Source organism: Flavobacterium sp. KACC 22761, assembly GCF_034058155.1.
Lineage (GTDB): Bacteria > Bacteroidota > Bacteroidia > Flavobacteriales > Flavobacteriaceae > Flavobacterium.
This window is the reverse complement of the sequence record NZ_CP139148.1, coordinates 1,069,886-1,085,601: the sequence shown is the minus strand read 5'-3', so window position 1 is coordinate 1,085,601 and position 15,716 is coordinate 1,069,886. Positions and strand designations below refer to the sequence as shown.

General features: G+C 33.8%; 11 protein-coding genes. 10 read left to right on the top strand and 1 reads right to left on the bottom strand.

Features of this window, described 5'->3' with window-relative positions; translation table 11 throughout:
• Window positions 1-319 precede the first annotated feature (319 nt).
• The 7 genes from SCB73_RS04815 (at window position 320) to SCB73_RS04785 (ending at window position 9,095) form a co-directional block, all read left to right on the top strand.
• Complete coding sequence (locus SCB73_RS04815; RefSeq protein ID WP_320568972.1) at window positions 320-1,609, top strand: reverse transcriptase domain-containing protein; 1,290 nt, start codon at window positions 320-322, stop codon at window positions 1,607-1,609.
• Between the two features lie 313 nt (window positions 1,610-1,922).
• On the top strand, window positions 1,923-3,320 hold the full coding sequence (locus SCB73_RS04810) for a DUF1800 domain-containing protein (protein WP_320568971.1): 1,398 nt from the start codon (window positions 1,923-1,925) through the stop codon (window positions 3,318-3,320).
• A 13-nt stretch (window positions 3,321-3,333) separates the two neighbouring features.
• A complete protein-coding gene (locus tag SCB73_RS04805) occupies window positions 3,334-4,497 on the top strand; it encodes a DUF1501 domain-containing protein (RefSeq protein WP_320568970.1) in 1,164 nt (387 codons plus the stop codon).
• A 400-nt stretch (window positions 4,498-4,897) separates the two neighbouring features.
• Entirely contained in the window at window positions 4,898-5,737 is an 840-nt protein-coding gene (locus SCB73_RS04800) for a prephenate dehydratase (RefSeq protein WP_320568969.1), read from the top strand.
• An 82-nt stretch (window positions 5,738-5,819) separates the two neighbouring features.
• Window positions 5,820-6,965, top strand: a complete 1,146-nt coding sequence (locus SCB73_RS04795; protein WP_320568967.1) for a pyridoxal phosphate-dependent aminotransferase — start codon at window positions 5,820-5,822, stop codon at window positions 6,963-6,965.
• A 177-nt stretch (window positions 6,966-7,142) separates the two neighbouring features.
• Window positions 7,143-8,000 (top strand): prephenate dehydrogenase, encoded by an 858-nt coding sequence (locus SCB73_RS04790; RefSeq protein WP_320568966.1) that lies wholly within the window; start codon window positions 7,143-7,145, stop codon window positions 7,998-8,000.
• 12 nt (window positions 8,001-8,012) lie between these two features.
• A complete protein-coding gene (locus tag SCB73_RS04785) occupies window positions 8,013-9,095 on the top strand; it encodes a bifunctional 3-deoxy-7-phosphoheptulonate synthase/chorismate mutase type II (protein ID WP_320568965.1) in 1,083 nt (360 codons plus the stop codon).
• 297 nt (window positions 9,096-9,392) lie between these two features.
• Here SCB73_RS04785 and SCB73_RS04780 read toward each other — a convergent pair whose 3' ends face one another.
• Complete coding sequence (locus SCB73_RS04780) at window positions 9,393-10,442, bottom strand: sialidase family protein (protein ID WP_320568964.1); 1,050 nt, start codon at window positions 10,440-10,442, stop codon at window positions 9,393-9,395.
• 179 nt (window positions 10,443-10,621) lie between these two features.
• Between SCB73_RS04780 and SCB73_RS04775 the strand changes: the two genes are divergently transcribed.
• The 3 genes from SCB73_RS04775 (at window position 10,622) to dtd (ending at window position 15,695) form a co-directional block, all read left to right on the top strand.
• Window positions 10,622-14,032, top strand: coding sequence for a VIT domain-containing protein (locus SCB73_RS04775; protein ID WP_320568963.1), 3,411 nt, complete (start codon window positions 10,622-10,624; stop codon window positions 14,030-14,032).
• A gap of 139 nt (window positions 14,033-14,171) precedes the next feature.
• Window positions 14,172-15,149: a ribosome small subunit-dependent GTPase A gene (gene rsgA / locus SCB73_RS04770; protein ID WP_320568962.1), complete on the top strand. Its 978-nt coding sequence runs from the start codon at window positions 14,172-14,174 to the stop codon at window positions 15,147-15,149.
• Window positions 15,150-15,242: 93 nt separating this feature from the next.
• Complete coding sequence (dtd, locus tag SCB73_RS04765; protein ID WP_320568961.1) at window positions 15,243-15,695, top strand: D-aminoacyl-tRNA deacylase; 453 nt, start codon at window positions 15,243-15,245, stop codon at window positions 15,693-15,695.
• Window positions 15,696-15,716 lie beyond the last annotated feature (21 nt).

Here is a 15,716-nt window from a genome sequence, read left to right as displayed (position 1 = left end):
TATATCGGAAAAAACCTTAATTTTGAAAACTATGGATACACTATCGAATTCAGAACTGGAGAAAACCCAGCAAACCAAAAAAATGCAGTCTTTAACGCTCAAGAATTCCAGCTTAGATTTCGATTTAAGTTAGCGTTCGACTTTAGATTGTCTCTTCAATCTTTCGTCAGGATTGCCCAAGAACACCTTTCCAAAGTGTTAGTTCGAACTTCATTAGTTGTTTGGCTATTCATTTCATTAAAGGGTTCTGCGCTCATTTTGTGGAGTCTGTCATACTAACAAATTGTTATTCTAAGGGTCTTTACAATCAAATTACTACATGTCAAAAACATTATTGGAAAAAATATCTTCAGTCGAATCTTTAAAAAAAGCTTGGGATAATTTAGATAAAACTAATAAATCTTCTCATGGTATTTCTAAAGAAACAATAGAAGATTTTGAAAAAAACAAAGATGATAAAATTGCTTCAATATCATCTCTCTTATTAAAAGGAAAATACTTTTTCTCACCCAACAGAGCTGTATTAATTCCGAAAAATAATGGAAAATTTAGACCATTACAAATTCCTGAGATCTCAGATAGGGTTGTATTAAAATCTATTGCTGTAGAACTTGAAGAAGTATTTAAAGAATTACTAGAAAAAAGCAATGGTTTTAGTTTTGCCTATCAAAAAGGTCTTGGAACGAAAGATGCAATTTTCAAAATCATCGAGCATTATAAAAATGGTTACATATATTCTTTAGAAGCAGATTTAATAAATTTTTTTGGAAAGGTTAATAAGGAGGATTTATTGAATAATTATATTTATCCAAAGCTTCAAGATGATTCTATTAATAAGTTATTGGATAAAGCACTTAATCAGGAATTAGGAGGATTAGATGATTTTGATGTTGAAAAAAGATCCAATTTTAAAGATGTAGATAAAGGTATTCCACAAGGCAGTCCTTTGTCACCATTATTCTCTAACATATTCCTTTCGCCTTTTGATCAATTTCTTATTGAAAGAGATTATAAATTAGTTCGTTATGCGGATGATTTTGTAATTCTTTGTAAAACTAAAGAAGAATGTGAGAAAGCTTATGAGGATTGTTGCAAAATTTTAAAAGAGTTAAAATTAGATATTCATAGTTTAGAGGAAGGTGAAAAAACTAAAATCCTAAAGATTGATGTTGATTTTTTGACTTTCCTTTCAGTAACTTTTGATGGAAAGCAAATTTATCCTTCTTTAGCTAATTTTAATAGGTTAAAATCGAAAATTAGAGATGTTTGTAATGGAAGAAAAGTAGATCATACCGTTTTTTCACTCCTAAAGAAAGTAATTAATATTCATGATGGTTGGATATCATCTTTCATTTATACTAATTTATATAAGTACTCTGATGAACTTGATTCTTATATTAATAGACAACTGTTTTTAGCTTTAAGTAAATATGGTTGGAAATTTACTAAAGCAAGTTTGGATGAATTGCCAACAAAATATCAACATAAAAAAGAGAGTAAAAATTGTTTGTCGCATAAACAAAGATTAAACTCAGGTATTCCTTTTTCTTCTAAATTGATAAGAGAAAAATCAAAAAGTTATAAAGAGAATTTAGAGAACAAAAAATAGAATTAGGCATGTAATGCAAAATTAGAATATTGCTTTTTCTATAGTTTTAAAAATGCTGTTTAAGCATAGCCCGTGGTTTCAACCACGGGAAACGGATTAGAGTAATGCTTTGTGTTCCCGTGGTTGAAGTCACGGGCTATATTCGATTATGGTTGTTCAATATTGCTAAAACAATATCCCTAAAAATTCCCCGTTCTAATTATTACCAAAGATTTTTTAAAACTTACCATCTCAATAACTAAGTAACTCAGAAACTTTCTCTAAATTAAACCTTTAAGAGAAAGTCAAGTCTTATTGTAATAATTTCTGAATTATGAAAAAAAGCAATCTTTGGTCACTGCGATTGGGTTTTTCTGGAAAAGAATCTGATAAAATTGAAAAACTAGGATTAGAGAAATTTCTAAAACATTCCTATGATTCAAAATTCGATAAACAGCTTCCTGCTTTTTTAGAAGATGATCCCAAAACACTTATCGAATTAAAAGAATTTAAGCAAGCCATAAAAGATGCTGATTCTGATGCTAAAAAGAAAATTCTGAAAAAAGAAATTTATTCAGGCATCGAATTAAGACGATGGTGGATTAATAAAATGCGAACAGATGAATTTCCGCTTCGCGAAAATATGGTCGTTTTTTGGCACAATCATTTCGTTTCAACTTCGCAAAAAGTAAAAGTCAATTACTGGATTTATCAGCACAATATGATTTTGCGCGAACATGCTTTTGGAAACTTCAAAGAGTTAACCAAGCAAATCGTAAAATCAAATGCGATGATAAAGTATTTAGACAATGTCGATAATAAAAAAGGCAAATACAACGAGAATTTAAGTCGGGAATTGTTGGAGTTATTTACTATCGGAATCGGCAATTATTCTGAAAATGATATCAAAGAAGGCGCAAAAGCACTCGCAGGTTTAAATTATGGCGATGACGGAGGTGTTTATAGAAAAATTCCGGAAGATAACAGTGATAAAACCTATTTCGGGAAAACCGGAAACTGGAAAGCAGATGATCTTGTTGATATCATTTTCGAACAGAAAAATACGCCTTATCTCATTACTCGAAAAATTCTGAAATGGTTTATTTATGATAATCCGCCCGAGGATTTGGTGACTTATTATGGCGATTATTTCCGAAAGAAAAACTTCGAGATTCAACCTTTGCTAACAAAAATTTTTACCGAAGAATATGCCAAAGAGAATTCGGGAAACAAAATCAAAAATCCATTAGTGTATATCATTCAGTTGATTGAAGAATTAGAAGTAAAAGATTTTGATGACGCGATGATAGCGCTTTTTCTTCGGCAACAAGGAATGGATTTATACAATCAAGTAAATGTAAAAGGCTGGGACGGAGGGAACTCGTGGCTGACTTCTCAAATTTATTTACAGCGAAATAACACATCTGATTTGCTTTGCAGTGGAAGAAGTATTTCAAAGAAAGTATTGAACACAATGACGGGAGAAGATGAGAAGCCAAAACTAGAATTCGACAAAATTGATGTGAAAATCGATTTTGATTCCGATGGAAATAACAAAACTATCATTACTGAATTGTCAAACCGATTATTATTTGATGTGAATGATTCGATGCAAAAAGACATGGAAAATTTACTCAAATACGATTTTGACCCAAAAGAAGAACACGCCAATTTCGCTGTAATTCGATTGTTTAATTACATTACAAAATTGCCCGAATATCAATTAATTTAGAAAATAAGGAATCATGAACAGAAGGAATTTTCTAACATTGACAGGAACTTTTACAGGTGGAATGCTTGTTCTTCCTGATTTTTTACACGCTTTTAGTTTGCAAACCAATTTAGTAGTTGGCGAACAATGCATCGTTTTTGTACAATTGAACGGAGGAAACGACGGTTTGAATACTTTTATTCCGTATGATGATCCATTGTATTATGATTACCGAACGAAAATTGCATTAAATAAAGATTTGGTTATCGGAAAAAATAAAGGAATGGCATTTCATCCTTCGTTAAAAGATTTTGCCCAAATGCAACAAAACGGAGATTTGACCGTAATTCAGAATGTGGGTTATCCAGAACCAATTCGTTCGCATTTTAGAAGTCAGGAAATCTGGCAGACCGCAACCGATTCTAATAAATATATTAATGAAGGCTGGTTAGGAAGGTTTCTGGATTTGCAATGCAACGGACATCAAGCAACAGCTGGTATAAATTTGGATTCGATTGACAATTTGGCTTTAAAAGGTGTTGAACCTAATTTTATTACGATAAAAGATCCAGATCGATTTAAGGTGAAGTCAAAAGAAGAGAATGTGACTTTGTCGCAGAATCCGCATTTAGATTTTGTTCGAAAAATTGCCAATTCGGTAACAGAGGGTTCAGATGAAATCCAGAAAGCATTAGCTAAATCGAAAAACGAAATAAGTTATCCGAAAACAGAATTATCTAAAAACCTAGAATGGATTTCAAGATTGATAAAAGGAAACTTAAACTCGAAAGTTTATTATACTTCTCTAGGTGGTTTTGACACGCACGACAATCAGCTTGCCATTCACGAAAAAAGATTGGGAGAGTTAAATGATGCGTTATACAGTTTTTACAGCGATTTAAAACAAGCACAATTACTGCAAAACGTAACGATAGTAGTTTTCTCAGAATTTGGACGAAGGGTAAAAGACAACGGAAACGGAACCGATCACGGAACCGCTGCGCCAATGTTTATTATTGGAGGAAATAATAAAGGAACCATTTTAGGGAAAAATCCAAATTTAGCAGACCTAGACAATGGCGATTTAAAATACGAAATTGATTTTAGAAGTGTGTACGCCTCATTATTAAAACAAAAAATGGATTTTGATTATTCTAAAATAGGCATTACGAATAGACCAGTTTCTGGATTGTTTTAGAGGTGAAATAGCCACGAATTCACGAAACCACAAAGATTTGAGTTAAATTCGTGGCGAAAAAACCTTAGCACCTCAGAACCTTAGAACCTCGTTTTAATATTCTTATTTTAAGCCGATATTTTTATATTATCATACAAAACCTGCTAAATTTGTTAAGAAATCCTTTTTTGTTTCATAAAATGCAATCTTTTTTTTGGTGCGCTAAAAATAATTTATACATTCGCAGAGAATTTAAAACAAAACACAAACAAAATGCCAAGTAACCGTTTTTATTTTAGCAACAATTTTTATTTCTTCTTTAGTAGAAGTCAGGATTGTGCTATGGTTATTTGAGAAAAATTTTAAGACAAATAAAACTAATATACAATCCTGATGCAAATCAGGATTTTTTTTTGACTATATGACAACGAAAATTGCAATACAAGGTATAAAAGGATCATTTCATCATCAGGTTGTGAAAGAGTATTTCTCTGAAAATGTGGATATTGATGAATGTTTATCTTTTGAAGAATTGATCGACAGCCTTATTGCCGGAAAATCTGATCAGGCCGTTATGGCGATCGAAAATTCAATTGCAGGGCCAATTATTCCGAATTATGCTTTGATTGACAAGAATAATTTACACATAATTGGAGAGCATTATTTAAACATTCAGCAGAATTTGATGGCTTTAAAAGGCCAAAAAATTGAAGATATCAAAGAAGTTCATTCGCACCCGATGGCACTTTTGCAGTGTATGGATTTTTTGAAACAATATCCAAATATCAAATTGGTTGAGGATAAAGATACGGCTGAAACAGCAAGAAGAATTCAAGAAAAACAGTTAACGGGAATTGCAGCAATTGCAAGTGTAACCGCTTCTGAAATGTATGATCTGGATATTATTGCATCATCGATTCAAACGATCAAAAACAATATGACTCGTTTCGTAATCATCAAAAAGCAAAATTCATTTTTGCCAGAAAGCGAAATCAACAGAGCATCTGTAAAATTTGAATTGGATCATAAAAGAGGAAGCTTGGCAGCGGTTTTAAATGTAATGAGCGACTGCAAACTGAATTTGACAAAAATCCAGTCGCTTCCAAAAATTGAAACACCTTGGAAATATTCATTCTTCGTAGATGTAACATTTGAGAAATACGAAGATTTTGCAAAAGCCAAAACGTTATTAAACATTATGGCTGAGTATTTTAAAGTGTTGGGAGAATATAAGAATACAAAACCTTTAAGCGAGTCGTAAAGTTATAAAGTCGAAAGTCTTAAAGTCAAAAATAAAAAACATATAGCCTAAAGCTTAAAGCATACAGCAAAAATTAAAAAAAATGATTACAACAGCAAAACGATTAGACACAGTTGAAGAATACTACTTTTCATCAAAACTAAGAGAAGTTCGTCAGTTGATGTCTGAAGGAAAACCGATCATCAACATGGGAATTGGAAGCCCTGATTTGAGTCCGTCAAAAGCAGTAATTGAAGCAGTCGCTGCGGCAATTCAAGATGAAAACGGGCATGGCTATCAAAGCTATCAGGGATTGCCAGAAATGAGACAGGCGATGGCGGATTTCTATCGTGATCAGTTTGGTGTTGAAGTAAATCCGATTAATGAGATTTTGCCTCTGATGGGTTCAAAAGAAGGAATTATGCATATTTCGTTGGCATTTTTAAATGAAGGCGATCATGTTTTAATTCCGAATCCAGGTTACCCGACTTATACTTCGGTAACCAATTTGGTTCAGGCAGTTCCAGTTTATTATGACTTGAAAGAAGAAAATGGATGGGAACCGGATTTTGAAGCTCTTGAAAAATTAGACCTTTCGAAAGTGAAAATTATGTGGCTGGGTTATCCGCACATGCCAACAGGAGCGAGAGGGAGTTTAGCGTTATTTGAAAAATTGATTGCTTTTGCTAAAAAACACAATATATTATTGATCAACGATAATCCGTATAGTTTTGTTTTGAATGATAATCCGATGAGTTTATTGCAAGTTGAAGGAGCGAAAGATGTGGCTTTAGAATTGAATTCATTAAGTAAAACATTCAACATGGCTGGCTGGAGAGTCGGAATGGTTTTAGGAAATCCTGAAATTATCGATGCAGTCCTAAAAGTAAAAAGCAACATGGACAGCGGGATGTATTACGGAATTCAGAAAGGAGCTATCGCAGCTTTAAAATGTGATAAATCGTGGTTTGAAGATCAAAATAAAATTTACAGACGCCGAAGAGAGTTAACGGAAAAGTTGGCAGAAAAGTTAAACTGTAAAGTATATAAAGAAGGAGTTGGGCTTTTTGTCTGGGCAAAACTTCCAGAAGGAATAGAATCGGCAGAAAAGTTCATTGACGAAATATTATATGAGAAACATATTTTCATTACACCGGGAACGATTTTCGGAAGCAACGGCGAAGGTTATATCAGATTCTCATTGTGTGTAAAAGAAGAAAAAGTACAAGAAGCGATAGATAGGTTTTAGGTATTAAGACTTTAGAATTAAGTATTAAGATTTTTATCCAGATTGTCAGGCTGAGCGGAGTCGAAGCCCCGTGCCAATTGGAGCGCCCTTCTCCCGAAGCCTCGGGATCGCTCAGGGTGACAAATCGAAAAGTAAGATTTGGAATTTGGATTTTAAAGCTTGGAATTTTAAAAAATTATGAAAGTATACGTAATAGGAATAGGGTTAATAGGCGGTTCGATGGTGTTGGACATCAAAGAGAAGCATCCGAATGCGACTATTTTCGGAATTGATAATAACGAAAAACATTTGCAGGAAGCAATTGATCTTGGAGTTATTGATGAGGCGGGAAGCTTCGAAGATTTACAAAAAGCAGATTTTGTAATCGTTTCGGTTCCGGTAGATATTGCGCTGACAGTTTTGCCTAAAGTTCTGGATGCAGTTGGAGACAAGACAATTGTTTTTGAAGTAGGATCGACCAAAAAGCCAATTTGCGATGTGGTGGCGAATCATCCGAAAAGAAGAAATTTTATTGCCACGCACCCAATTGCAGGAACAGAGTTTTCTGGACCTTCAGCAGCAATAAAAGGTTTGTTTAACGGAAAAACAAACATTATTTGTGAAGTGGAAAAAACCGCTTTCAAATTGCAGGAAAAAGCGTTGCAGCTTTTCAGCGAAATAGGAATGAGAATCCGATATATGGATCCCGTTTCGCACGATAAACACATTGCTTACGTTTCGCATTTATCGCACATCAGTTCGTTTATGCTAGGAAAAACAGTAATGATAAAAGAAAAAGACGAACAAGATATTTTTGATATGGCGGGAAGTGGATTTGAAAGTACCGTTCGTTTAGCAAAAAGTTCACCAGCAATGTGGACACCAATTTTTAAACAAAACAAAGAATACGTTCTGGAAACCTTAGAAGGTTATATTGCAAATTTGACTCAGTTTAGAGATTTGCTGGCAGACGACAATTACGATGCCATTTTTGAAGAAATGGAAAGCGTAAATAAAATTAGAGAAATATTAAACGGAATAACTATAAAAAAGTAAACTATAAAAACGATGGAAAATAAAAAAGAAATGAGAAAGTGGTTAGAGGATTTCAATTTAAATCACCCACTTGTGATAGCTGGACCTTGTAGTGCAGAAACTGAAGATCAGGTTTTGAAAATTGCTCACGAATTAAAAGATTCAAAAGTTAGTGTTTTCAGAGCTGGAATCTGGAAACCAAGAACTCGTCCGGGAGGATTTGAAGGTGTTGGTGAAATTGGATTAAAATGGTTGCAAAAAGCTAAAGCTGAAACTGGTTTATTAATGGGTACTGAAGTTGCAACTGCGGCTCACTGTAAACTAGCTTTAGAACACGATATCGACGTATTATGGGTTGGAGCGCGTACGACTGCAAACCCTTTCGCAGTTCAAGAAATTGCTGATACGTTAAAAGGAACTGATAAAATTGTTTTGGTGAAAAACCCTGTAAACCCAGATTTAGCTTTATGGTTAGGTGGTGTTGAGCGTTTACACATGGCGGGAATCGAGAAATTAGGTGTTATTCATAGAGGTTTCTCTACTTACGAAAAAACTAAATACAGAAACATTCCAGAATGGCAAATTGCTATCGAATTGCAAAACAAATTCCCTGATTTGCCATTAATCATCGATCCGTCTCACATTACAGGAAACCGTAATATGATTTTCGAAGTAACTCAAGAAGCTTTAGACTTGAATTACGATGGTATGATTATCGAAACGCACTACGATCCAGACAACGCTTGGTCTGATGCTGCGCAGCAAGTAACTCCAGATGCTTTGAAGCAAATTATCAAAGATTTGACTATCAGAAAAACGGATGATACTACAGATGAGTACAGCCAAAAAATGAAAAAATTAAGAGCCAACATCGACGTTCTTGATGGTAACTTGTTAGAATTGTTAGGAAAACGTATGAAAGTTGCTGACGAAATTGGTCAAGTGAAAAAAGATGCAAACGTTGCAATTCTTCAAAATAACCGTTGGAACGAAATCTTAGGAAAAATGATTTTGGAAGGTGAGAAAAAAGGTCTTACGGAAGAGTTTGTTTTGAAATTATTCAAAGCAATTCACCAAGAAAGTATTGGTCACCAAGAGAAAATTTTCAACGCATAATTTTCTTAAAAATATAATTATGATATAAGTTGGTTTAGAATCTTTTGAACTTTGTTTTTAAGTTTTCTTATAGCATAATTTACATTAGATTGTTTTTTGTAAAATCTCCATCGCTTAAGTAAGAAGTGGTGGAGATTTTTTTTGTATCAATAATTGTTTGATTTTTAGTATATTGATCTAGTTTTAAATGGAGAAGAAATCTGCAAATGTGCAAATCTGCTAGAAAAATTAATTGCTCGCAGATTTTACACTGCGCATTAAGACGAATACGATTTAAGAACTCTTATATTATACTGATTAATTCAAATCGAATGTGGTATGTTTGATGTACTTTCTGTCGTAAGTATATAAAATATGTATTTTTTTATCGGTAGTTTGAATGATTGCCGGGTAACTGAATTCGCCTTTTTCCTGTTTTTCTAGATCAAATAATTTTTTCCAGTTCAATCCATCTTTTGAATATTCTACGTCCAAAATATTTCTTCCGTTAAACCAGTCTTTTCCTTGCGGTAATGGATTGTTTACCAATAAAAAAAGGTTTTTATTTATGGTTAAAGCATCTATTCCTGAATTGGAGTTGATCACATTGATTGTATTGGTTCTAATCCAGCTTTTACCGTTATCTCCAGACCAGCTTGAAACTACTTTATTGTGTTTGCTTCGGGATAACATCTGAATATCTGTCGCACTATGAATTAAAAATGTCGGCTGAATGACATTAAAGTTCTGATTGTTTTCTACCGTTATTTTCTTCCAAGAATCAGTTGCTTCTGTGTATTCTTCAACATGAATTCTCCATTCATCAGTATTAACGCTTTCTGTACTGCTTCCGCATAAAATTACGCCCGGAGTCGTTTCAATTGGTTTATTACGAATTGGTCCGTAAATTCCTTCTGGAAAGTATTTTGGTTCTCCCCAAGTTGTTCCGTTATCTTTTGAAACAATCATAGCGCCAAACCATTCTCTTGGATTTTTTCCTACTTTGTAAAACAAATACAAATTCTGGCTTTTAGCTTTAAAAAGAACCGGATTCCAGCAAGGCAATGTATCTGCACCTTTTATTAGGGGCTGAATCAATTCTTTTGGTGCCGACCATTTTTTGTCTTTATAAGCTGAAATATAAATTCCCACATCTTTTGCCCCTTCGTGTTTTCCTCCAAACCAAGCGGCTAAGATCTCATTTGGTTTGTATTCCACTAAAGTTGATGCGTGGCTGTTTGTCGTCACGGGTGGATTTGCAATATACATGCTTTCTATATTGATTGCTTTTATTTGTGCTTTCAATTCGTTAGAAACAAGAAAGATTGCCAATAAAGCTGTTACAGCGCATTTTGTTTTTGATATCATTTTACTATTATTTACTTGCTGAATATAATTAAATAATTTGATTTTTGATATGGTTCATAAGGTCAGTAAGATAAACTTATGTTGGATTCAGATTAAACAGATAAAAATAAAATAATTATCTTCCCAACCTTTTGTTGTTTTTTGTTCTCTATGACAATATGAACCTTAATTTTTGTATCATGAAATTAAAATTGTTTTCGTTTGCGGCGCGTATTTGTCAAATGAATTGGAATCTATTGCTTTTCTTCTTGTTGTTTATCGGAACAAAAAATTTTGCGCAAAGTCCAGAATTGACGGTCAAAGGCGATGATGCTGAGAAAGTCAGAATGAGTCAGCTCAAAGTTAATGTGAAAATTGTAGGCAATATTGCATATACTGCTGCTGAGATGCATTTTTTTAATTCGGGAACACGCCAAATGGAAGCAGAACTTATTTTTCCGTTACCTGAAAATGTTTCTGTTTCCAGATATGCAATTGATATTAATGGGAAATTGAGAGAAGCTGTTCCAGTAAACAAAAATAAAGGGAAACAAGTTTTTGAAGCCATCGAGCACCGTCGTGTTGATCCGGGATTATTGGAAAAAGTCGATGGAAATAATTTTAAAACCAGAATTTATCCGTTAATGCCAAATGGAGAAAGAATCGTAGTTATTGGCTATGAAGAAGAACTTTCAGCTTCAGATAAAGATAATTTGGTATATCAGCTTTTGAGCCGTTATCCAAAAAAGCTGGATAAATTTGAAATCAATGTTTCGGTTTTAGGCGCTGTGGCAAAACCAATTGTTTCAGGAGAATCTGAAAAAGAAATTGTTTTTTCAAAATGGAATCAATCTTTTGAAGCTTCTGAAAAGAAAGAAAACTATCAGCCTTCTGAAAAATTACTTTTTAAAATTCCGATTCGGCAAGATATTCCAAGTGTCGTGATGCAGAATGTTGGCGGGCAGTATTATTTTTATGGAAATACTTTTGTTGATGGAAACAAAATGGCGAAGAAAACTCCAAATACAATAGGTTTGATTTGGGATAATTCTTTGAGCTGTCAAACGCGCGATTTGAAAAAAGAATTGGATTTGTTGGATGCTTATTTTCAGAAAATAAAAAACACAAAAGTGACTTTGTACTTTTTGAATTATACTTTCGAAAAACAAAAAGATTTTGTGGTTTCAAATGGAAATTGGTCTGAGCTAAAAATGGTTTTAGAAAAAACAAAATACGATGGTGGAACTCGTTTTTCGCAAATCAATTTTGAAAATCAAGATGAATATTTGTTCTTTTCTGACGGATTATCGTCTTTGAGCGAAAATGTTCTTCCAAAAACAAAAAAGCCAATTTACACCATTACATCTTCAGTTTCGGCAGATTTTGCTTTTCTGAATTTTTCTTCAGTGAAAACGGGTGGCAATTTTATCAATTTAAATCAGATAAATTCGGAAACGGCTTTGGATAAATTGACCAATACAAGTTTGAAGTTTCTTGGCATAAAAGAGAATTTAACTGTGACCGATTTATTTCCGATGGAAGGAACTTCGGTTTCTGGAAATTTCAGTTTTTCAGGAATTTCGCTGAATCCACAAAATGAAATTACATTATTATTTGGCTATAATAATGAGGTTGTTTCAGAAAAGAAAATTACGCTTGATGCGACTGTTCAAAATTCTTCGGATATAAATATTGAAAAACTTTGGGCACAGAAAAAAATTGCCAATCTTGAATTGCAATACACTAAAAATGCAGATGAAATTGAGCTTCTGGGAAAGAAATTCGGAATTGTGACAAAAAATACTTCTTTGATTGTTCTGGAAAATGTTCGCGATTATATTATGTATGATATTTTACCACCGGCAGAATTACGCGCCGAATTTGATCAAATCAAAAAACAAGAGCACGATGCTACTTTAGCACAACAAAAAAATAATTGGGAAAGTATTGAGGGTTATTTTAACGGATTAAATGTTTGGTGGAAAAAGAACGTTAAATACAATGGGCAGAAAATTGCATCGAAGTATAAATATAAAAGATCAGCTCCAGCACCAACAAGTGTTGCATATAGAGATGGTGATATAAATACTCACGCTGGTGAAACTATAAAAGGAGATCCAGATGCGACACTTACAATTGATGAGCCTGTTGGTGCGGGAACGGCTACAACAGTAATTCAAGAAGACAATAATGTGTATAACACGGAAGCACCAAAAGTTGATCAAGTAAAATTTGTTCCACCAGTTGTTTCAAAAGCACAGGAGATTACTGAGGATACGCCAAAAATCACTGAATTAAAAGATAAAAAAGTTGGGAGTGAAGTGATTAGTAAAGATGAAAGGATTGTAGAACCTCAAGAAACAGTTGTAGTTGGCTATGGAACTCAAAAAAAATCGGATGTTGTTGGTGCTCTTGGAGAAGGGACTTCAAAAAATAAAGATATTTCACAGGCACTCGAAGGTAAAGTTTCGGGCTTGCAAGTAACGCAGTCGCCAAATAACAATGAAGTAATACAAGTAAATACAAATAAACCTTTAATTATAGTTGATGGTCAGTTTTACGATGGCGAATTGACCGATATAAAGTCAGATAATATTGAATCGGAAGAAGTTGTGAAAGATGCTGCTAGAATTTCTGCATATGGAAGCAGCGGTGTAAATGGAGTTATTATTATCACAACGAAAAAGAAGTCTTCAAATAGTGGTGTTGTTCAAACAAAAAGTTGGAATCCAGATAGATTGTATTTAAAGGCGCTGGCTTCGGCATCAAAAGAAAAACAATATGACTTGTATTTCGAATTGAGAAAAGCACAAGAGAGAAACCCGAGTTTTTATTTTGATGTGGCACACTTTTTCTACAATCAAGGCGACATTAAAAAAGCATTGCTGATTATTAGCAATATCGCCGATTTAGGTTTAGAGAATCATCAACTTTATAAAACGTTGACTTATACTTTGCGTCAGTGGAAAGATTATGAGGATGCTGTTTTTACCGCAAAACAGGTTGCAAAATGGAGAGAACATGAACCGCAAAGTCTTAGAGATTATGCTTTAGCATTGGAAGATGCCGGAAAATATCAAGCGGCATTTGATGAATTAGTAAAATCACTTGAAGTAAATTATTACGGAGAAATGAGCGGACAATATGAAGGTGTTGAAGATATTGTTTTAATGGATATTAACAGATTAATGAGCGAACATCCTGGATTGAAAATAGGAAAATTAGACAAAAAGTATATGGCAAAAATGCCAGTTGATATCAGAATTATCATGAACTGGAACCAAATGGATGTTGATTTGGATTTGCATGTAATTGAGCCAACCGGCGAAGAATGTTATTATAGTCATACCAACACAGAAATTGGCGGAAGATTTTCTAAAGATTTTACACAAGGTTACGGCCCAGAGCAATATTTGATAAGAAATGCAGTAAAAGGAAAATATCAAATCAAAACCGATTTCTTTGGCGAAACGACATTGACCGAAGACGGCCCGGCCACAATTATGGTGGAAATTTATACAACCAAAGCCGGAAAAGTGTCGAGAACTTTGAAAACGATTCAGTTAGGAAAAGTAAAAGAAAATGACGTTTTAGCCGAAATTGTTTGGTAAAATTCGGAAATCCAAAGCTTAGATTTCAAATTTAAAAGGCGAAATTGCGTTGTTCCATTCTAAAAACGTAATTTTGCCTTTTATTTTTTGAGGTTAAAGAGCAATCTAAAATCTAAAATTTGCAATCTAAAATTAAAGAATGACAGGAACCGTTTATAAATCTACAGGAAGCTGGTACACCGTAAAATCTGAAAATGGAGATTTTTTGGAATGCCGTATGAAAGGGAAATTTAGAATTAAAGGTATAAAAAGTACCAACCCAATTGCTGTAGGCGATATTGTTGATTATGAATTGGAGGAAACTTCAGATGCTGTGACCGGAATGATTCATAATATCCACGAAAGAAAAAACTATATTGTTCGCAAATCGGTTAATCTGTCTAAGCAGATTCATATTATTGCCTCGAATATCGATCAGGTTTTTTTATTGGTTACAATCGATAATCCACCAACAACTACAAGTTTTATAGATCGTTTTTTGGTTACTGCCGAAGCTTACGGAATTGAAGCGATTCTTGTTTTTAATAAAATCGATACTTTAACAGAACAAACATTAGACGATCAGCTTTATTTACAGCATATTTATCAGGAAATTGGATATAAATGTCTCCGTATTTCATCAACAGAAAATAAAGGCGTTGATAAGCTGAAGGAAATGATGGTCGGCAAAGTCAGTATGTTTTCTGGGCATTCGGGAGTCGGAAAATCGACTTTAGTGAATGCGATGGAGCCAAGTCTTCATTTGAAAACCTCCGTAATTTCAGAGCAAAGCAAGCAAGGCCAGCATACCACAACTTTTGCTGAAATGTACGATTTGTCATTTGATGCCAGAATTATCGATACACCAGGAATTAAAGGTTTCGGAATTGTGGATATGGAACCATCAGAAATCAGCGGTTATTTTCCAGAATTCTTCAAATTAAAAGATCAATGCAAGTTTAACAATTGTTTACACAAAGAAGAACCGCATTGCGCCATAAAAGCCGCTTTAGAAAAAGATGAAATCGCCTGGTCGCGTTACAATAGTTATCTTAAAATTTTAGAAGGCGACGAAGAGCACTATCGAACGGATACTTATGGTGAAGATCGTGCCGCGAGTGATGAAACGAGAAAATAAAAATTAGTTAAAAGTCAAAAGTCGAATGTCATAAAGTTTTTGGAAACTTACGAGACTTTCGACTTTTGACTTTGAACTTTTAGACTTAAATAAATGAAAGTTGTAATTCAAAGAGTTTCCGAAGCGTCAGTAACAGTTGACGGTCAAAAAACAGCCGATATTCAAAAAGGATTATTGATTTTAGTTGGAATCGAAGATGCCGATACTCAGGAAGATATTGATTGGCTTGCTGGAAAAATAATCAAAATGAGAATTTTTGGAGACGAAAATGATGTCATGAATTGCTCTGTTCAAGATGTTGATGGCGATATAATTGCTGTGAGCCAATTTACACTTCACGCTTCTACAAAAAAGGGAAATCGCCCTTCATACATAAAAGCAGCCAAACCAGATTTTGCTATTCCGATGTATGAAAACTTCGTAAAATCGTTAGAAAAAGAGTTTGGCAAAAAAATCCAAACCGGAATTTTTGGTGCCGATATGAAAGTCAGCCTTTTAAATGACGGTCCTGTAACGATTGTTATGGACAGCAAAAACAGGGAGTAAAAAAATATGAACAAATGTTAA